This window comes from Rhodanobacter sp. IGA1.0 (assembly GCF_040208325.1).
GTDB lineage: Bacteria > Pseudomonadota > Gammaproteobacteria > Xanthomonadales > Rhodanobacteraceae > Rhodanobacter > Rhodanobacter spathiphylli.
This window is the reverse complement of record NZ_CP157948.1, coordinates 411,806-431,751: the sequence shown is the minus strand read 5'-3', so window position 1 is coordinate 431,751 and position 19,946 is coordinate 411,806. Positions and strand designations below refer to the sequence as shown.

Sequence of the window (19,946 nt, the reverse complement as noted above, 5' to 3'; positions counted from 1 at the left end):
CATCGGCGTCGCCCTGGCCGCGACGGAATTTCCCATGCTCACGCTGTACGACTACCTGCCCTCTCAGAACGCCTGGAAGGTGCGCCAGTTGCTGCATCATCTCGATCGGCCGTACCGCACGGTGACGGTCAGCATCTTCGAGGGCGAGGGCCAACGCGCGGAGTTCCGGCGCATCAATCCGACCGGCACGGTACCGGCGATCGAGCTGGACGATGGTCGGGTGCTGGCCGAGTCGAATGCGATCCTGATGTATCTCGCCGACGGCACGCCGTACCTGCCGGATGATGCGTTCGGCCGCGCCAGGGTGCAGCAGTGGTTGTGCTTCGAGCAGGAACGGGTGGAGTCGGTGATCGGCGCGCTGCGCCACTGGACGATGACCGGCAAGCTGGCGCGTCGCTCGGCAGAACTGATCGCGACGAAACGCCGCGCCGCCGCGCGCACGCTGGAGATCCTCGAGAACGAGCTGGCGACGCGGCCTTTCATCGCCGGCGGCGATTACGGCATCGCCGACATCGCGCTGTTCGCCTACGCCAGCCGCGCGGAAGAAGCCGACCTGTCGTTGCAGGCGTACCCGCATTTCCGCGCATGGGTGGCGCGGGTCGAGGCGCAGCCGGGCTTCCTCGCGAAGATGCATCCGTACGCGATCGACCCGCATTCGGCGAACGAACTGCCCTGAGAGGTTGTGAGTTTTTCAACCTCTCAGGTCGGCCAAGGAGGGGCCGACCGCGGATTGGTCACGCAAGTGACTGATTCGCGTGAGCACGTCCGGGCACGTACCGGACGTGCGATAGAAGAAAACCACAGGACCGTGGTTTTCTTCACAAACTCTCAGCCACGGCTTTCGTCACGGGCGGCGCCAACGGCAGCAATGGCATACTCGGGTTTTCCGGCCCGAGAGTTTCTCCATGCGACTTCTTCCCGCCTTCGCCTTCGGCGCATTGATCCTGCCGCTGGCCGCTTACGCCAACGATCCGAATTCCTACGCGCAGCCCGATCAGGTGCGGGTGACCCATCTGGATCTGGACCTCACGATCGACTTTCCGCACAAGCAGCTCGACGGCCAGGCCACGCTGAAGCTGGACTGGAAGAATCCGCGGGCGCAGTCGCTGGTGCTGGACACGCGCGACCTGAAGATCGCGAAGATCGAGGCGCTGGCCGCCGACGGCAAGGCAACCCGGCTTCAATACATTCTTTCGCCGCGCGACAAGCAGCTGGGCAGCAAGCTGACGATCAGCGCGCCGAAGCATCCGGCGCAGGTGCGCATCGTCTACACCACCGCGCCGACCGCCACCGGCCTGCAGTGGCTGACCCCGGCGCAGACGGCGGACAAGAAGCTGCCCTTCATGTTCTCGCAGTCCGAATCGATCCACGCTCGCTCGTGGGTGCCGCTGCAGGATTCGCCGGCGATCCGCTTCACCTACGACGCCCGCGTCAAGGCGCCGAAGGACGTGCGCGTGGTGATGAGCGCGATCAACGACGCGAAGCATCCGCTGGACGGCGACTTCAAGTTCGACCAGCCGCATCCGATCCCGTCCTACCTGCTGGCGATCGGCGCCGGCGACATCGCGGTGAAGGAAACCGGACCGCGTTCGGCCGTCTATGCCGAACCGTCGGTGGTCGACAAGGCCGCGCATGAATTCGAGGACACCGAGAAGCTGATCGCCACCACCGAACAGCTGTACGGCCCGTATGCCTGGGGCCGCTACGACATCCTGGTGCTGCCGCCGTCGTTCCCGTACGGCGGCATGGAAAACCCCAACATGACGTTCGCCACGCCGACCGTGCTGGTCGGCGACAAGAGCCTGGTTTCGCTGGTTTCGCACGAGCTGGCGCACTCGTGGTCGGGCAACCTGGTGACATCCGCCGCGTGGCGCGACATCTGGCTCAACGAGGGTTTCACTACCTACGTGCAGGGCCGCATCACCGAGGCGGTGTACGGCAAGCCGCTGGCCGACGAGGAGGCGCTGCTGTCGGCGCGCGCGCTGCAGAAGGGCATCGGCGAGATGCCGGCCAACTCGCAGAAGCTGGCGCCCGATCCGCGGGGCGTGGGCGCCGACGATTCGCTGTCCGACGTGGCCTATGACAAGGGCTCGTGGTTCCTGCGCACGCTGGAGCAGCGCTTCGGCCGCGAGAACTTCGACAACTACCTGAAGGGCTATTTCGCCCACTTCGCCTGGCACAGCATCACCACCGAGCAGATGCTCGACTACATGAAGCCGAACCTGATCGAGAAGTATCCCGGCAAGATGAGCTGGGACGAGGTGAAGGCCTGGGTCTACGGCGAAGGCATTCCGAAGGATGCGCCGCTGCCCGAGTCGCCGCGCTTCAACGCGATCGACAAGGAGCGCAGCGACTTCCTCGCCGGCTCGCTGGCCGCCGGCTCGCTCGATGCGAAGGGCTGGAACACGCAGGAGTGGATGTACTTCCTCGACCGTCTGCCGGACGCGCCGCCGCTGGCGAAGATGCAGGAACTGGACGCCGCGTGGCATCTCACCGGCACGCCGAACGCGGAAATCGGCATGCGCTGGTACAGCCACGCGATCGCCGCCGGCGACAGGGCCGTGTGGAGTGCCGCCGCCGAGCACATGACCCGGATCGGCCGCATGTACCTCACCACCCCGCTGTACCGGGCCTTCGTGAAAACGCCCGAAGGGCTGGCCTGGGCCGAGCAGGTCTACGCGAAGGCGAAGGACGGCTACCACCCGCTGACCCAGCAGGTGGTGGAGAACATCATCGCCAAGGCGAAGAAGGCGAAGTAACCAGGCTGACCCCTCCCCAGCCCTCCCCTGCCTTGCAGGGGAGGGAGCAGTTCCCACTAACGAACGACGCAGAACCTCCATGCAGCCATCGACAAGTACCGCCACCCCGTTATGGAAACGCATGCTGTTGCGCCGGCTGAAATTCCTGGCGTGGCTGGTCGCGTTGCTGGTGATCGTGCTGGGCGGTAGCTACCTGTTCGCGCCGCAATGGCTGCTGCAGGCGAACATCAAGCGCGAGGCGATGGCGGCGCACCTGGAGACGCATTCGGTGCAGGCGGGCGATACGCGCTGGGTCTACGACGAAGGCGGCGAGGGTCCCACCATCGTGTTGCTGCACGGTTTTGCCGCGGATCGCAGCGTGTGGCTGAAGGTGGCCAGGGAGCTCACGCCGCACTTCCACCTGATCATCCCCGACCTGCCCGGCTGGGGCGATTCCTCGCGCGACAGCGCCGCCAGCTACACCGTCGAGTCGCAGGCGGCGCGGCTGGACAGTTTCGTCGACACGCTGGGCCTGCAGCGTTTCGTGCTGGTCGGCCACTCGATGGGCGGCGCGATCGCCGCGGTATACGCCAGCGAACATCCCGAGCACGTGGCCAGCCTGGCGCTGGTCGATGCGTTCGGCCTCAAGGGCAAGCAGAATGCGTTCGACCGCGAGGTGCTGGCCGGCAGGAACCCGTTCGTCTACGACGATCGCGCCGGCTTCGAGCGCGCCATCTCGCTGGCGTTCGAGCAGCCGCTCGACCTGCCGGGGCGCTTTGTCGACGTCATGGTCAAGCGCAACCGGCGCGACCGGGCGTTCATCGAACGCAACTTCAATGCGCTGCGCGATCCGTCGGAATATCTTGCGGTGCAGAACCGGCTGGGCCAGCTGGGCATGCCTGTGCTGGGCTTGTGGTGCCACGACGACCGCATCGTCGACATCTCCGCGCTGGACAGCCTGCGCAACGGCCTGAGTGCCTCCAGCGCGATCAGCAGCAGCACCATCAACGGCTGCAATCACATGCCGATGCTGGAAAAGCCCGAGCAGACCGCGCAGATCCTCACCGGCTTCGCCCTGTCGCACTGAGAGGTTGTGATTTTTCAACTCTCAGGTCGGCCAAGGACGGCCGAGCATGAAACAGTCACGCAAGTGACTGTTTCATGTGAGCGAGTCCGGACATGCGCCGGACTCGCGATAGAAGAAAACCACGGGAAGTGGTTTTCTTCACAGACTTTAAGCGGACGGCGGGTGCCGGCGGCCCGGGAATACTGAATAGACACCGTTAATGCGGCCTGGTTGTCGTGAATTGCACGTGACAACATGGGAGAATGAGGTTATCGCGCCGCATTCCGGCGTATCCACGCGTGGCAAGGGAACAATGCAGCGACCGATGAACCAAAGCCTCTGGCGCACCGGCGTGGATGCCATCGTGCGAATGTCCTCGACCCGGACCAACTACTGGGCCGAGGTGGCGATCGACAGCGCGTTGTGCCTGCTGCTGCTGGTATCGGGCTGGCGCCAGCATGACGGGGGCGCCCTTACTGCCCTGCTGGCGCTGGGGCTGGGCCTGTTCGCCTTCAGCTTCATCGAATACTTCTTCCATCGCTGGCTGTTCCACACGCGCATCCCGCTGTTCACCCAGGGCCACGACCTGCACCATGCCCGGCCGCTGGGCTACGACTCGCTGCCGTTCTTCCTGCCGCCGGTGGTGTTGCTGGTCCTTGCCGGCGTGTTCGTGCTGGTCATGCCGACCGGCTTCGCCCTGCTGCTGGCCAGCTCGATCACCTTCGGCTACATCCTGTACGGCCTCAGCCACTTCATCATCCACCACGTGCGCTTCAAGCAGCCGCTGCTGCGCCGCTGGGCCGGGGCACACCACGTGCACCACTACCATCCCGAAACCAATTTCGGGGTGACCTCGTCGCTGTGGGACGTGTTGCTGGGCACGAAGTACGTGCGCCAGCCCAGGAAGGGCTGAACGCGCAGGGTTTCCCCGCGCCGGTTTTTCCGCGTGCCCGGGCACGCCGTGGCGAGGGCATCGAGCGCCCCGGGACGGCGACGCAAGACCAGCTGACCCGACACTGCCCGCCCGGATGCGAATGCGCCGCGTGCGCGACCGGATCGCTCGGGACACGCGCAGCCGCAGGACGTCGGCCTTCAGAAAACGCCGGGGACCAGCGCCTTCACCCGCCGCATGTAGTCGGTATAGGCCGCGCCGAACTGCTCGCGCATCCAGCGTTCCTCCAGGCGCAGCTTGTACCAGAACGACACCGCCACGATGGCGAACGCCAGCAGGCCGCGCCATTCGCCCAGCGCCACCGCCGTGCCCAGGAAGGCCAGCAGCAGGCCGGTGTAGATCGGATGGCGCGCCAGCCCGTACGGGCCGCTTTCGATCAGCTCGTGGTCCTGCTTGACCTGCACCACGGCGCTCCAGTTGTTGCCCAGCACGTGGCGCGCCCAGCAGGCAAACAGCAGCCCCGCCGCGGTCATCAGCGTACCCAGCGCCACGACCCAGCCGGCCGCGGGCACGAAGCGCGCCGCCAGCACGCCGCCTTCGTACAGGCGGCCCGGCTCCAGCAGCAGCGCCGCCAGCAGCAGCGGCAGCCAGTATTTGAGGAAGCGCGACACGGCCGGCTCCGTGCGACGGGTGTTCTTGACCTTGCGTGCGCTCCAGATCCAGTACGCCACGAAGAGAATCCACGACGCATTGAGCACGCTCTGGGTCGGGAATGGCATGGTCTGCTCCACCAAGTGTCGACTGCCGCGTTGTCGGCAGGCCGTGATGATCAAGGTATCCGCGGCAGCCCGCAAGGCGGCGCGCGCCGAACGCCGGCTCAGTCGGCCACGTCGTCGACCAGCCGGTCGAGTTCGGCCTTGAGGATGGCGCCGTGCTGGCGCAGCCAGTCACGCTGCTCGCGCCAGCCGGGCAGCAGGTTTTCCACCTGGGCCCAGAACCGCGGCGAATGGTTGCGCACCTTCAGGTGACACAGTTCGTGCACCAGCACGTAGCGCAGCGCCGCCGGTGGTGCCAGCGCCAACGCCAGGTCGAGGTTGATGCGGTCGCGCGTATCCAGGCTGCCCCACAGGCTTTTCATCGGACGGATGCGCAGCGACGTGGGCGCCAGCCCCAGCAGCGGCACGTACGCGGCCAGCCAGCGCGAGACGTCGCGGCGGATCAGCGATTCCAGGTGCGAGGCCAGCAGGCCGCGGGCGATCGGCAGCGCGCGGGTGTGCGGGCGCGGGATCACCAGGGTGAGCCCGCCAGCATGCGCCTCGATCCGCGGATACGGACCCTCGGCCCAGTCCAGCGCCGCCATCTCGCCGCGCAGCGGGAAGTTGCAGGGATAGCCTACCCGCAGCGGCGGGAGCGGCTCGACGATCAGGTTCAGCTCATCGAGCTTCTGTTCCAGCCACTCGGCATGGTTGCGCAGGAAGGCGTTGACCTGGGCCGGATGGGTGCCGACCGGATAGGTCACCCGCGCGCCCTGCGGCGTGATGGTCAGTCGCAGGCGGCGCGCACGCGGATGGGCGGACTTCAGCACCCGGATCAGGCTGCCGCCTACCGTGGCCAGTTCCAGCCAGTCGCCTTCCAGATGCTGCGCCATGATCCTGCCTGCTCTTGCCTGGGCTCATGTAGATCGAACGGGGAACCCCTTCGCCGGAAAGCGACGGGGTTGCCAGTATGGCGCGGGCGCGGGTGAAACGGGTATGGATATTTCGTTCAGCTATCGGCCGGGCGCGGCAGGCCGAACCACTCTTCCAGCTTGCCCAGCAGGCGCTCCAGTTCCAGCGTCAGCAGGGCGAAACTGGCGTCCAGTTCGGCCTGGGCGTCCTGCTGGCTGTCGCCCATCTCGTCCATCACCACGTCGAGGAACTTCAGCTTGCGGATGGTCAGGTCCTCGCCCAGCACGAAGCTGATCCGCTCATCGAAGGTGAGACCGAGCATGAACACCTGCTTGCCGTTGCGCAGGTGCTCCTTGACCTCTTCGGCGTCCAGGTCCTGCCGGCGGCAGCGGGCGATCGCGCCCGTGGCGGTGGCCGGGTCGCGCAGCTCGCACTCGTCGCCCAGCGCCAGCCCGGCCGGCAGGTTGCCGGTGGCCAGCCAGTCGGTCATCAGCACCCGCGGGCCTTCCTCCGGCGCCAGCGGCACCGCGGGGAAGCTGCCCAGCGCCTCGCGCACCTGGCTCAGCGCGTTCTCGGCCGACTTGCGGCTGGAGGTGTCCAGCACCAGCCAGCCGTTCTTCTTGTCGACATAGGCCGACATCCGCGACTGCCGCACGAAGGCGCGCGGCAGCAGTTCGTTGAGCAGGTCTTCCTTGATCCGCTTGCGCTCGCGGCCGCCGACCTTGCGTCCCTCTTCCTCGGCGATCTTCTGCACCTTCCGATGCAGCTCGTCATTGATCACCGCGGCCGGCAGCAGCTTGTCCTCGCCGCCCACGGTGAGCAGGGTGCATTTCTTCACCGAATGCGTGAGCGGCTCGCCCTCGCCGCGCCCGACCGGCGGCACGAAACCCTTGGTGAACATTTCCAGCGGACCGCACGGGCGCAGGCGATGTTCGGCCAGCGCCTCGTCGAGGCGGTCGAGATCAGTGGCAACGGCGGGGGAAAAACGGAACAGGGTGAGATTGCGGAAGAAGACGTTGCTGCCTGTGGCCATGCATGAAAACTCGGTAGTTGAAGGGCACGCAGTGGGGGCAAGTCGCGTCCGGCGCGGAGATTCCCGTGATGTGGAAGTCCGCGCGAAGGATGTCGATGCCTCGCGCCCGCCATGCTGACCCCGAACTATAGCAGCGGGGATGTTGGCCGGCCGGAGCCCTTCACTCCCGGGTCGGGAGGCGGCCTTCGCGGCGCCGGCCCGGCAGGGCGGGCGGGAACAGGCGGGCGTGGTCGAAGTAGGAGACCCGCAACTGCAGCCCCCGTGGCGAGTAGCCGATGAAGGTGGTGCCGGAATGCGGGTCGCAGGCGTGGACGTAGCGTGCCGCGAGCAGGGTGTTCTCCAGTTCCACCAGCACGCCGAGCGCCTCGGGGACAGCGAGCTGCGCGTCATGGGCCTGCAGGATGTCGCACGCGCGCCTGAAGAACGGCACGGTCTGCCGCTGGCCGCGAAACCCCGGCGCGAAGAACTGGCGATAGAAGTACATCGGCTGGCGCAGCCGTGGCAGGGTCCGGATGACCGCAGTGCCCACCGCGCAAATTGCACCACTGGCGTCGCGACCGATGCATACCGCCTGCTGCCCGCGCGTGGCCGCGCTGGCCGGATCGCCAATCGCACCGGTCTGCGCCCACAGGCCGGACAGCTCGGCGATCACCCCGGGCGAGACATTCCGCCAGACCGGGATGATCTCGAAGGAGGGATCGGCATTCGGGCGGACGTCCGCGGATGGGTGCGACATGGCTTTTCCCTATTTCCCCGCAGGCGCGGGCGCCGGCCGCAGCGCGGCCAGTCGGCGGATCGCGACCACGTACTCGGCGAAGTTCAGCGACCCGTTGCCGTCGGCGTCGAATGCGGCCAGCGGCGGAGCGGCTGCACCCGCGCGCCTGACCAGCATCAGCCTGGCGTATTCGCCGGCGTCGATGGAGCCGCCGTGATCGGCATCGACCCGTCCGAACTGTTCGCGCAAGCGGATTTCGAGGGTCATCAGCCGCTGCACGGCGGCGTATCCCGCGGCGAACTCCTGCGGCGACAATGCGCCGTCCTTGTTGGCGTCCACCGCATGGAAAATCGACGCTGCCGTCGTCGCCGGCGGCGGCAGCGGGGCGGTGGCGACCCCGCCTGTCGCGGCAGCGGGCGCGGCGGACGAGGCCGCACTGGCTGCGCACAGCACCAGGGCGGTCGCCACCGTACCGGGAAGCTTGCCCAGGCTCATGGAGCGGCCTCCGCGCCTTCGAGTTCGGACTCGAAGGTGATCAACTCGCGGATCTCCGCCGTACGCAGGCCGACCACCATCGCGTTGCGCACCTTGGGCAGGAAGCAGATGTCGAAGATCTCGCTGATGTCGCCCTCGAAGCGGATCCAGTTCAGCACGTCGCCGTTGCCCAGCGAGACGATCTGCACGCCGCACCAGGGATCGGCGTCGCGCCGGCGCAGTTCCCCGTCGAGCTGCAACCCTTCGAAGCGCTGGTTGCGCGGTTTGGAAAGACCGATGGCGGCGACGTTGCCGATGATCGACAGGCCCCGCGCAAAGCCGGGCACGAAGGCCAGTGGCACGAATTTCCGTTCCGCGAAATCGACCCAGCCGATGTGGCCGGTGCCGGCGTTGAGCAGCCACAACTTGCCATTGGCCCAGCGCGGCGAGTGCGGCATCGACAGACCTTCGCAGACGATCTCGTTGGTGGTGATGTCGATCACCACGCCGCCGTCATGCCGCCGATCGCGCCAGCCGTCGACACTGTCGCCGCGGCACACCGCCGTCACGTATCGCGGCTCGCCATCGACCATGGCCAGGCCGTTGAGGTGGCAGCGATCCTCCGGTGCCAGCTTGCTGACGAAATCCGGCTTCCAGATCGCCTTGAAGCTGTGGGTCTGGCTGAGTTCGGCCAGGCACGAATAGCGCGTGTTGACGAAAACCACCTTGCCGTTCCTGCGGATGCCGAGCTCGTGGATGTCCAGGTCACCGATGGTCTGCGCGTTGCGCGGCACGTAGCACTTGTCGAACTGCTGGTGGATCGACTCGCCCGGGCGCAACACGTTCTCGAAGCGCCACAGCTGATAGAGGCCGCCGAGGTAGAGCCGCTGGGCGTTGCCGACGATGCCCATCGCCCGCTCGAAGATGCGCTCGAAAAACGACACGCGTCCCTGGGGATCGCTGCCGACCAGATACAGGCGTCCGCTCTGGTAGGACGATATCGCCAGTGAAAGCTTGTTGCCGGCGAGCCAGCTGGCGAGGCCGCGCGAACAGCTCTTCTCCACCTTCAGGTTCATCAGGTCGAGCGCCGGCTTGCCCGCTGGCGGCGGTGGCGCCGGCACGGCGGCGGCCACGGGCCCGGCGTCCACCGTCTGCAGCACCGCTCCGTTGTCGTTCTCGTCGATGGATTCCGGGCTGCCCTGCCCCGGGATGGCTTTCTTGACCACGATTGCTACTCCTCACGTCCGCCCCGGCTGTCGGGGCGGACTTCAAAAAACTGCGCGGCCGGAGGTGTCCGGCCTTACCAGCTGTAACGCACGGCCAACTGCCCACCCAGAACGTTCTGCAGCGCGCCGCCATCGGTCCAGTTCACGCCACCGGTGAGCGACAGGCCGCCCCGACGCGCACCCAGACCGAGCTCGACCATCGCGCTGGTACCCCGGGTGCTGGTGGCACCGAGCAGGCCGCCGTTGATCGCGTAGCTGTGGTTGCCCCTGAATTCGCGCACGGCATTGACCGAGCCATAAGGGGTCCAGCTGAAGCGCGCGCCCTGGATGGTCTTGTCGAAAGCCAGGCCGGCGCGGCCACGCGATGACACGCCACCGTGATCGACGAAATCCGACTGCTGCAGGTGCAGCGACGAGATGCCTTCGATGCGGGTGCGGGTGTACTGCAGCTGGGGCATGACATGGACACCGGCCAGGGTCCACGCGGTGACGCCGGCCTCGACGTTGAAGACTGCCGCGTCGGCGTCCGTGGTGGTGGCGACCATCCCCGAGCGCAGGTGCGCCTTGATGCCGGTCCAGCGCTGCGAAACGTCGAAGTAGAAACTGTTGTCCGCCATCCACGTGCCGTACAGGCCGAACGTCCTGCCGTCCAGACGATCGGAGCCGCTGCCGTCGGCCATGCGCTGGCTGCCATCGGACTTGCCGATCAGCACGCCTGCCGACAGATGGTCGGACAGGCGCGTATCGAGCCCGAACTCCAGGCCCCGATTGGTCTGGTGGAACGCGGCGTTGCCACTGGCGCCGAAATTGCTGCTGCTTCCCGGGCGGATGTCGCCACTGTCGGAGAACGTGCGCACCCACGGTGCCAGCCCACGCTTGCCCTGCTCCGGCACCACGCCCATGCGTTGACGCCAGGTGCCCACTTCCGCATTGACCAGGCTCTGCGCACCCGGCGTCAGGGCGGACGCCAGTGAACCGGCAGCGTTCAGGCCGGTGACGTCCATCACCAGCGATGTCGTGCCACCAGCCGTCTTCAGGCCGAAATCCAGCGCAACAAAACCCCGGGCCTGCGATTGCGTCTGCCCCAGCGTGAAGCTTCCGCCCCGGGTGCCACTCGCGATGACCAGCGGAATGTCGACCGTCGGCGTGGTCGGCATGTCGATCAGGTTCACGTTGATGACCTGGCGGGTCGAATCGATCACGTTGCCATCGACGTACAGGCGGTCGCCGGTCTGGTGCAGCCCGCTGACGTCGACATCGAGCGAGCCCTGGCCGGCGAAATCGCCTGCCACGGTCAGCACGTCGTCGGGCGCGCCATCGACGAAGCTGATCACGCCGTTGTTGGACACCGGGAACGGGTTGTCCATGTCGATCAGGTTGGTGGCGCCGGACACGCTGATCGTGCCGAAGTTGTCGAACGTGTTGCCGTTGACGTATCCGCCGAGGCTGATCGAGGCATCGGCCATGAACAGCGTGCCGCGATTCACCACGTGGTCGTCGCCCGCCCCGAAATCGGAGCTGCCGATGGCCTGCCAGCTGGCGCCGGCCGCGTTGTCGAAGCTGTCATCGAGGTCGCCGGTGACGACCGCGCCGACCATCGAGCCCTGGTTGGCGATCGTGGCCGTCGCACCGATGCCGGACGAGACCGCGATCCGCGTGCCGTCACCGTAGGCAGCGATGCTGCCGGTGTTGGTCAGCACGTTGGCGCCACGGGCATCCATCGACACCGCGGTGGCGGTGGCGTCCGCGCCGTAGGCGGCCGCACCGATCGTTCCACCGTTGTCGATGCGGATGCCCGCATCCTTCCAGCCGACCGATTCGATGCCGATGGCCGTGGCCGTAGTCGTGCCCGTCGCCCTGGCCAGGATGCTGCCCTGGTTGTCGATCGTCGCGGCGAACTGGCCGTTGTCGGCGTTGCCGTAGGCGCCGGCGGCGAACACGCCGCTGGCGCTGGCCGTCCCGCCGGATGCGATCGCCTCGAAGCTGCCGCTGTTCTGCACCGTCGAGTAGCCGTAGACGCTGTTGGTCAGGGCACCGACGGCGCGTGCGTCATCGGCGTCGGCGCTGGCGCCGATGTGCCCGCTGTTGGTGATGCCCGAAACGAATGCACCGAGCACCGAGGCGCCGTAGCTCTGTCCGCTGCCACCTTGCGCCGTGGCCACCGCCATGATCCCGCCGCTGTTATCCAGCGAAGCCGTGCCGGCGTCGGGGGTGAACGTGGGGTTGGAATAGTCGCAATAGCCGTTCTCGTCGCAGTCCACGTGGTACTGCTGGTGCAGCGCAAACGCGTAGCTGCCGACCGCAAACGCGTGGCCGTGGTCGGACCTGGCGGTCGACTGGATGCTTCCGGCATTGGACGTGCTCGAATCGTAGTGCGACAGCACATACGTTCCGAACGCGTTTGCGTAGCCGAAGTCGGCCGAGGCGGCCGCCTCGATGTCGCCGACGTTGACCACCTCGCCGGTCTGGATCGAGGAATAGGCACCGACGGCGCTGCCCCAGGCACTGGCCAGGCTGCGACCTTCGTTCTCGCCGCCGTCGGCAGTGACGACCGCGTGCGAGACGATGCTGCCGGCGTTGTAGGTGACGCCGTGATCGGTGCCGAAGACATGGGTGCCGAAGGAAACGGCGCGCCCACCGTACTGGTCGCTGGCGAGGCTGGCGGTGCTGGCGGAGGCCACGATGCTGGACCCGGCGTCGTTGGCCACATGGGTGTAGTACTTGCCGCGGCCCATCACGCCGTAGGCGCCGACGATGCCCAGCTCGCTTTCGGCCACGGCGGAGATGTCGCCGGCGTTCTCGACCGTCGCGGCGTACTTGGCATACGTGCTCACGCCGGTGGCGCCCGCGCCGGCATTGAAGAAGGTGATGCCGTTTTCGGCGACCGCGTGGGCCGCGATGTCGCCGTGGTTCACCACGGACACGTTGCCCCGGTAGTTGGCGATGGCCTCGACGGCCATGGCGCGGCTGGCGCCGTAATAGTCGTGCACACCGTCGGCATAGGCGTGTGCACGTGCGTATGCGCTGATGTTGCCGTCGTTGGCCACGGCGACGCCGTAGAGTCCGCCGGCTTCGACGGCCACCGCGCCGACGCCGCCGAACAGGGTGGCTTCGGCCGTGGCGGCAATGGTGGCGCCCGCGGCGTTGTCGACCGTGGAACTCGATCCGAAAGTCTTCAGCGCGGTCGCGGCAACGATGCCGCCGGCGAGGGACGCGTCGGCTTCGATGCTGCCGTCGTTGCTGATGCTGGCTTCGCCGCCGCCATAGGCGAATCCGTACACCTGGGCGCCGGTGGCGTACGCGGTGGCGAGCGACACGTAGGGAATGCCACGCCCGGCCTGCGACGTGGCGCTGATGTCCCCGTGATTGACGATGATCGCCGTGCTTCCGCTGTGCGCGTACGCACCGATGGTCACCGAGTTGCCCGCGCCCGACTGGGCGCTGCTCGCGATCGAACCGTCGTTGTCGATCTCTGCCTGGCCGTAGCCGTAGGAACCGGACTGGGCGATGGCGCCCCAGGCCGACGCATAGCCCTGGCCGGTGACCGCCGAGGCGCCGACGTCACCGGTGTTGGTCACCAGCGCTTCGCCGTAGCCAGCGGGATTCACCGCGCGCACGCCAATCGCCTTGGCCACCAGGAAGCCGCCGGTGTCGTCGATGTCGGCCAGCGCGGAGCTGGTGACGGAAACCGAGCCGCTGTTGTCGACGATGGCATCGTAGATCGTGGCGAACGTGTAGACGCCGACCGCCACCGCTTCATATTGACCGTAAGGCGCCACGGTGCCCGATGCCGTCACGGTGATCCGGCCGGCGTTGCTGGTGGCCGCCTCGAAGTACGACTGGTTGACCACGCCGGCGGCGGTCGCCTGGGCACCCGAAGCCGTGGCGGAAATCGTTCCCAGGTTGGTGGCGTAGGCGTTGTAGATGCCGATCGAGTTGACCCCGGTGGCCTCGGCCACGCCGGCATAGGCGGATGCCTGCGCCGAGATGTCCCCGGTGTTGTAGAAGGATGCCGAGCCCGAATGACCGTAGGCATACGTACCGGTGGCGCTGGCTGCGCCACCCACGGCCTTGGCCGTGGCGCTCACGTCGCCATAGCTGTTGATCGCCGTGTTGGTGCCCTCGGCGTGCAGGCCCGTGGCGATCGCGACGCCGGCGGCGCCGGCGGTGGCCGTGGCGCTGGCGTTGCCATCGTTGAAGATGCTCGCCACCGCCGCGACCACCAGGTCGCCGGTGGCCTGCGCGTAGCCGCCGATGCCCGCCACGGTGCTGGCGTCGACATCGCCGCCACTGATCAGCAGGCCGACCCCGCTGTAGCCCTCGACCACGGCGCCGTATGCCTGCGCGGAGCCGAAGTCGCTCTTCGCGCTGGCGGTGATGCTGCCGTCGTTGTGCAGCGTGCTGACATCGCCGCCCACGACATAGGCACCCACCGCCACCGCTCCGCCGTAGCCGGCATGGGCCGTGGCCGTGATCGTGCCAGGCGCGTCGTTGTAGAGGTAGGACAGGTGATAGGAGAGGTTGCTCACCCCGTAGGCCGTCGCACCGCCCGCCGCGCTGGCGGCGGCGCCGACATCGCCGCTGTTGTCGACCGTGCTGCTGTACTCGCCGTAGGCTTCGATGCCCACGGCGCTGGCGTAGCCGCTGGCCTGGACGCTGCCGCTGTTCTGGATGTTCGCGTAGCCCTGGCTGGCCGCCGAGGCGACGATGCCGCTGGCATCGCCGTGGATCGAGTCAGCGTTGATCACGCCTGCGTTGCTGATGGCGAGCTGGCCGTAATAGCCCTGGCTGGCTGCCAGCAGTGCGGTGGCACTGCCGTCGTAGGCGCTGGCGCCGATCACGGCCCCGGCGAGATTGTCGAACTGGACGCTGCCATAGTCGGAGAACACGCTGGCGCCGATGACGTCATGACCGCCGTCGGCGTCACTCGCGAGCACGCTGCCGCCGTTGACGACGGTGACGTCGTGAACGCCACCGATGTCCATCGCTTCGGCATCCTCGGCGGTTACCGCCGTGGCGATGCTGCCGTAGTTGGACACCCGGGTCGTGGCATCGGAACCATAGGCATGGATGCCGTCGGCGCCCGCGGTCTGGATGCTGCTGCCGGCATTGACCAGGATGGAAATGTCGCCAGCCCACGCCGCGTCGATGCCGATGTACCCGGCGTCCGGATGCACGCTGCTCGGCAGCTGGTCACCCAGTACGACCGTCAGGTCAGCCGGCGGGATGAAACCGGCATCGGCAATCGGCTGGCTGAAATCACCGTTGCAGGCGTACGTATTGCTGACGGCGTCGTAGCTGCAGGTGCCGCTATCGGCAGCCCAGCTCGCGGCGGGCGCAAACAGGGTCAGCATGGTGGCCGATACGGCCAGGGCCGCGCGGATCGCGCGGCTGATGGGGGCAACGGGCTGGCTGGCGAGTACGCGCGTTCTGCGCGGTGCGCCGCGCTGCGTGGATTGGTTCATGGTGTCCCCGACTATCGGCTATCGATCCGGCGCGGGACCTGGCTGGTCCCGCGCCGGCGGTGATGGTTGGCCTGGTGGCGATCGCGCCGCAGCTGGCCGCTTACAGCACGTTGACCGCGGTCCACGTGGCGGCAACCGCATTCGCTTCGGCCGACGTGGCTCCGTACAGGTCCTTCGCCGCCTGGATCGTGGCGACGCGGGCAGCCGCGTAGTCGGTGCTGGAGGTGAAGTAAACCGTCAGCGCGCGATACCAGATCTTCTGCGCCTTGGTCCGCCCGATGCCGGGCAGGCTTGCGCCGTTGATGGTCGGCGAGCTGTGGACCACGCCACTGAAGGTCTTCGGCGTGGTGCCCTCGGCCAGCAGGTAATAGAAGTGATTGGCCACGCCCGACGAATAGTGCACGTCCAGGCTGCCGATGTTGCTCACGTAGAAGTCGGGCGAACGGCCGTCCAGGCTGGGCTTCCACATGTAGCGAAGCGCGTGCTGGCCCGGGCTGCCGGGTACGTTGGCCGGGACGATCGACTCGCCGATCATGTAGTCGGGCGTGTCGTGACTGTTGTTCGCGTAGAACTCGACCATGCTGCCGAGGATGTCCGAATTGGCCTCGTTCAGCCCGCCGGATTCCCCCGAGTAGATCAGGCCCGCGGTGCGCGCCGTGACGCCGTGGCTCATCTCGTGGCCGGTGATGTCGAGCGCGACCAGGGGACCGACGTTGACGCCATCGCCGTCGCCGTAGGTCATGCAGAAGCAGGCGTCCGACCAGAACGCATTGTTGTATTTGGTGCCGTAGTGCACCCGGTTGTAGGCACCCTTGCCGTCGTCGCCGATGCCGTTGCGCCCGAAGGTCGTCTTGTAGAAGTCCCAGGTCATCGAAGCGCCGTATTCGGCGTCGGCGGCGGCGGTGGCCAGGTCCAGCGTCGTGGAGTTGCCCCAGACGTTGTCGCTGTCCTTGTAGATCTGGCCCGAGGTGCGACTGTTGGAGCCATCGATGGTGCGCATCCTGCCGCGGGTCGGATCGCGCAACTCGTAGCCGCCGATGACCGAGTTGGTGACCAGCGGGACATTTCCCGAGTACAGCGTGTTCGCCCGGCCGGTGACGGCGGTCGTTTCGAGGTTGCTCCAGCGCTCGATCAGCGCACCCGTGCGGGCATCGACGATGTAGGTCATGTCGGCCTGCGCGTCGTGCATGCGAACCCGCCAGGCCAGTCGCGGCGCACCGTGGCCACGTGCATACACCGACAGCGTGCGCTCCGGCATTCCGACGAACCCGCTGCCGAATTCCGCGCCGGCGATGACCGCGGCCTCGTCCGACCCGACCACCGGCCGGATCGACAGATTCAGGGGCGCGCCCTGGCTGACGGAGGTGGAACGATAGCTGCCGTTGCGCGAGTGCACGACCAGGTCGCCACCGATCACCGGCAAGCCGTTGTAGGTCCGCTCCAGGCGCACATGTTCGGTGCCGTCCGCGTCGACCAGCACCCCGCGGCTGGTGTAGCGATCGTTGACCGAGGCGCGCGCCGAGGCGCCATGGCTGTGAACCAGATCGAGAGCGCGATTGACGGCTGCCTGCGCCGTGTCGACAGCGTGCGCCTGGCTGGCACAGAAGACCATTGCTGCCATTGGCAGCACTTTGCATTTCAAAGACATCTGACTCCCCCGAGTTGACGATCCTGCGTGGACGGGCCCTTGGCCGCCGCCACGGTCAGGCATGCACCCCCGAGTAGAACGACTTCCCGGGCCACGCCACACCCCCCAACAAGGGGGGGGCATCCGGGTGTGCGGGGGGTGCGCCCGCGCCAAGCCCCCGAATCAGCGGAAATCCGGGCACGACAGCCGATCTTCGCCCTGCCGCGAACGGCGCGCGGCAGGGTGCGGCAGCGCCACGCCGGCGCCTGGGGGATCGAGTAATCTGCGCGGATGTCCGCACCCGACATCATCCTGAAGACCACGCCACCGCGCCTTCCACGCAATGCGCTGGATCGGGAACGGCTGTTGCAGTTCCTGGACGAGATGCACGAGCGGACCGTGATCGCCGTTGTCGCGCCGGCCGGCTTCGGCAAGACCACGCTGTTGCTGCAGTGGCGGCGGCGCTGGATGGAAGAGCAGGCCCTGGTGGCGTGGCTGGGGGCCGATGCGCAGGATCAGCCGACCCGATTCGTTGAAGGCTTGCTGCAGGCCATCCGCCGCGCAAGCGGGCGGAAGGCGTTCGACATCATTGCCGACCAGTACGCGAGCGGGATCGGCCAGCAGGTCGAGGCGCTGACGGCGTTGCTGGCGGAAATCGCCCAGCTGCAGGCCGAAACGGTGCTCATGATCGATGACGCGGAAAGGCTGCCCGCGGCGACCGTGCACGAAGCGATCCAGTATCTGCTGCTGAATGCGCCGGCGAATCTGCATGTGGTGATCGGATCGAGAACGCCCCTGCCATTGCAGACCAGCGAACTCGCTGCGAAGAGCAATTTCGCCGTGCTGAAAACAGACGACTTGCGGCTGCAGTTCGACGAATCGGTCGAGATACTTGAACGCCGACTTGGACCGCGCCTGGATCTGGACCTGCGCGCGAAGCTGCACGACCTGACCGAGGGCTGGCCGGTCGGCCTGCAGCTCGCCATCGCGAAGATCGAGCGTGAAGCCGACCCGTCCGCGGCCATTGCCACGTTCTCCGCCCGTCGGGAAAGTCTGCAGGACTATTTCGTGGAGTCGCTCTTTTCACGCCTGCCCCCGCACACCACCGACTTCCTCGTCCGCTCGGCCATCCTCGGGCACATGAACGCGGAGCTCTGCGAGGCCGTGACGGGTTGCGCGGACGCGGCAGGCCGGCTCGACCATCTGATCCTGGAAACGCCGATCATGATGGTGGGCGAAACCAGCGACTGGGTTCGCCTGCATCCGCTCGCCAGGGATTTCCTGATGGGCCGGTTCGAACAGTTGCCAGCGGCCGAGCGGGTAGAACTCCATGTCCGCGCCTCCCGCTGGCTGGCCTCGCACGGGCGCTTTTCCGAGGCGGCGGGCCACGCGCTGGCGGCCGGGGATGAAGCCCTCGCCCACACCTACGCGGCGCAATCGCTGTGGGCGCTCGGCACCGAGGGAAAACTGGCCGAGGCGCGCGAATGGCTGGATCGCATCCCGCCGAAGGTCCTTGCCGAAAACGTGTCGCTGCGGCTGGTCGCGGCATGGGTGAACGCGCTCGGCGACGGCAATGCGGAAGCGTTGCGGATCTCCCTGGACATCGCCAACGACCCGGCGACGTCGCCCCGGCTGCTCTGGCTGGCATTGCGCGTCGCCGGCGGCGCGGCGATTTATGCCGACAACCTGGGTCTGCTGCCGCAGTTGCTGTCCCGATGGCCACAGTTGCCCGGACTGATCGTGGACCCCCTGTACTTTGTCGCGCCCCTGAACTGCGGTGCCCTGCTGACGCTGCATACGGGTTCGAGCGCCGATGTCCGTACCGCCACCGCAAAGATAGCGGCGTATGGACACGCCGGCTCCATGCGGCTGGCGGCGGCGTCGGCCCTTTCCATCACCGGGCTGAGCCATCTCAGGGATGGCCACGCCGATCAGGCCGAGGCCGTGTTGCGCCCTGCGCTGGCATTGGCGGAAAAGGAGGATGGACGACGCAGCACGGTCGCGTGTCTGTATGCCGCCGTGCTCGCCGCTGCCCTGCTGGAGCGCGACCAGCTCGCCGCGGCGCAGGCACTGCTCGCCAATCGCCTCGACGTCATCGAGAGCAGCTACCCCGATGCGATTCTGACCGCGTATCGCACCCTGGTGCGGATCGCCCTCGGCCAGGGTGACGAGCGGCGCGCGCTGCATGCACTGGACAGCCTCGATGCCCTGGCCAGCCGCCGGCATTTGCCGCGATTGCAGTTGCACGGCCTGGCCGAGAGGATTCGCATCCACGCCCTGGCCGAACGCAGCGACATGGTGGGCGAACTGATGCCCCTGCTGGATCGGCTGGCGCCGGCGTTCCAGCAGGAAGATCAGCTGCCGTTGCTGCCGCACTATCAGCTCGGGGCGAGCATCGCCAGGGCCTACGCGGCGCTGGCGAGTCACGATGCGGCAAGCGCGAATCGGCAACTGGATACGGCGGACCGGCTGGCCCGCCAACTGCAACGGACTCGTGATGGCTGGACGGTCAAGGTCCTTCGCGCGGTGGTGGCACGTCAGCAACATGCAGACACCGCACTGGCCTCGCTGGGCGAAGTGCTGTCACTGGCGAGCCTGGGCGGCAATGCCAGGCTGCTCGCCGAGACCCATCCGCTGGCCGTCCAGATGGCCGTGGAGCTGCACAGGAACAGCACCGGACTGCGGATAGTGGGGCGTGCGGACCAGCCAGCCGCTTCGCCGACAGCCACCTTGCCCTCAACGGATCAGATGCCTCGGCAACCCGGCCTGCTGACCGCGAAGGAAGCGGAGATACTCAAGCTGTTGCAGGAAGGCCTGTCGAACAAGCTGATCGCACGCCACCTCGACATCAGTGCCGAGACCGTGAAATGGCACCTGAAGAACCTGTTCCAGAAACTTTCGGCCGGCACCCGCCGCCATGCTGTCGATCGCGCCCGCGTGCTCGGCCTGGTGGTGAATTGAGACAAGCCGACGTGCGTGCAGGAGTTCCCCTTGCCCGCACGCCAGTCGCAACGTCAACGCCATGGACAAGCGCTCGCGAGAA

The 19,946-nt window shown here is 67.2% G+C and carries 13 protein-coding genes; 5 read left to right on the top strand and 8 right to left on the bottom strand.

What is annotated here, in order from left to right; translation table 11 throughout:
* Window positions 1-34 precede the first annotated feature (34 nt).
* From ABNK63_RS01805 to ABNK63_RS01790, 4 genes are all read left to right on the top strand, one after another.
* Window positions 35-676 carry a glutathione S-transferase family protein gene (locus ABNK63_RS01805; protein WP_350016525.1) on the top strand — a complete coding sequence of 214 codons (642 nt, stop codon included), beginning with the start codon at window positions 35-37 and terminating at the stop codon, window positions 674-676.
* 229 nt (window positions 677-905) lie between these two features.
* Window positions 906-2,759 (top strand): M1 family metallopeptidase, encoded by a 1,854-nt coding sequence (locus tag ABNK63_RS01800; RefSeq protein WP_350016524.1) that lies wholly within the window; start codon window positions 906-908, stop codon window positions 2,757-2,759.
* A gap of 121 nt (window positions 2,760-2,880) precedes the next feature.
* The gene (locus ABNK63_RS01795; RefSeq protein WP_350017176.1) at window positions 2,881-3,825 is read left to right on the top strand and encodes an alpha/beta fold hydrolase; all 945 of its coding nucleotides are present in this window, start codon (window positions 2,881-2,883) and stop codon (window positions 3,823-3,825) included.
* Between the two features lie 304 nt (window positions 3,826-4,129).
* Window positions 4,130-4,717: a sterol desaturase family protein gene (locus tag ABNK63_RS01790; RefSeq protein ID WP_007804180.1), complete on the top strand. Its 588-nt coding sequence runs from the start codon at window positions 4,130-4,132 to the stop codon at window positions 4,715-4,717.
* 179 nt (window positions 4,718-4,896) lie between these two features.
* Here ABNK63_RS01790 and ABNK63_RS01785 read toward each other — a convergent pair whose 3' ends face one another.
* The 8 genes from ABNK63_RS01785 to ABNK63_RS01750 all read right to left on the bottom strand — a co-directional run bounded on the left by ABNK63_RS01785 (window position 4,897) and on the right by ABNK63_RS01750 (window position 16,897).
* Window positions 4,897-5,475, bottom strand: coding sequence for an isoprenylcysteine carboxylmethyltransferase family protein (locus ABNK63_RS01785; RefSeq protein WP_350016523.1), 579 nt, complete (start codon window positions 5,473-5,475; stop codon window positions 4,897-4,899).
* 98 nt (window positions 5,476-5,573) lie between these two features.
* Window positions 5,574-6,344, bottom strand: coding sequence for a YgjP-like metallopeptidase domain-containing protein (locus ABNK63_RS01780; protein WP_007804184.1), 771 nt, complete (start codon window positions 6,342-6,344; stop codon window positions 5,574-5,576).
* A gap of 116 nt (window positions 6,345-6,460) precedes the next feature.
* The gene (locus ABNK63_RS01775) at window positions 6,461-7,396 is read right to left on the bottom strand and encodes a recombination-associated protein RdgC (RefSeq protein WP_350016522.1); all 936 of its coding nucleotides are present in this window, start codon (window positions 7,394-7,396) and stop codon (window positions 6,461-6,463) included.
* 160 nt (window positions 7,397-7,556) lie between these two features.
* Complete coding sequence (locus tag ABNK63_RS01770; RefSeq protein WP_007804188.1) at window positions 7,557-8,132, bottom strand: hypothetical protein; 576 nt, start codon at window positions 8,130-8,132, stop codon at window positions 7,557-7,559.
* Window positions 8,133-8,141: 9 nt separating this feature from the next.
* On the bottom strand, window positions 8,142-8,606 hold the full coding sequence (locus tag ABNK63_RS01765) for an EF-hand domain-containing protein (RefSeq protein ID WP_350016521.1): 465 nt from the start codon (window positions 8,604-8,606) through the stop codon (window positions 8,142-8,144).
* Entirely contained in the window at window positions 8,603-9,811 is a 1,209-nt protein-coding gene (locus tag ABNK63_RS01760) for a TIGR03032 family protein (protein WP_350016520.1), read from the bottom strand. Before ABNK63_RS01760 ends, ABNK63_RS01765 begins: the two co-directional genes overlap by 4 nt.
* A gap of 74 nt (window positions 9,812-9,885) precedes the next feature.
* Window positions 9,886-15,276 carry a hypothetical protein gene (locus ABNK63_RS01755; protein ID WP_350016519.1) on the bottom strand — a complete coding sequence of 1,797 codons (5,391 nt, stop codon included), beginning with the start codon at window positions 15,274-15,276 and terminating at the stop codon, window positions 9,886-9,888.
* Window positions 15,277-15,376: 100 nt separating this feature from the next.
* Window positions 15,377-16,897, bottom strand: a complete 1,521-nt coding sequence (locus ABNK63_RS01750) for a M4 family metallopeptidase (RefSeq protein WP_350016518.1) — start codon at window positions 16,895-16,897, stop codon at window positions 15,377-15,379.
* Window positions 16,898-17,269: 372 nt separating this feature from the next.
* Here ABNK63_RS01750 and ABNK63_RS01745 point away from each other — a divergent pair, with 372 nt between their 5' ends.
* On the top strand, window positions 17,270-19,864 hold the full coding sequence (locus ABNK63_RS01745; protein WP_350016517.1) for a LuxR C-terminal-related transcriptional regulator: 2,595 nt from the start codon (window positions 17,270-17,272) through the stop codon (window positions 19,862-19,864).
* The last annotated feature ends 82 nt before the right edge of the window (window positions 19,865-19,946 follow it).